Below are 288 nucleotides of genomic sequence, written 5' to 3'. Positions count from 1 at the left end.
CCCGCCTCGTCGAACGCGAGTACACCGCGTTTCAAGACGCCGTTCACGGTGACGACGACGCGAACCTCTACTCCGCCACCAAGCAACAGGCGGGCAAAGTCCGGTCGAACAAGAACCCGCGAGCGGACACCGACCAACCCGTCGTCCTTCGTAACGACTGTATCACCATCGAACACGACGAAGACACTGTTCTCTCGTCGTGGTGGTTCAAACTCCCAGTCTACAACCCCGAGAAGGAACACGGGGATAGCGTCTGGGTGCCCGTTCGCGTCCCCGAAAAAGACACGC

At 60.1% G+C, this 288-nt stretch carries 1 pseudogene; it reads left to right on the top strand.

Annotation, left to right across the window (positions count from 1 at the left end):
- Positions 1-288, top strand: a pseudogene (locus EXE45_RS21895) (RNA-guided endonuclease TnpB family protein); the annotation flags it as partial.

It is taken from the genome of Halorubrum sp. SP9, from assembly GCF_005435015.1.
GTDB lineage: Archaea > Halobacteriota > Halobacteria > Halobacteriales > Haloferacaceae > Halorubrum > Halorubrum sodomense.
This window is presented reverse-complemented; position numbering and strand designations above follow the sequence as displayed.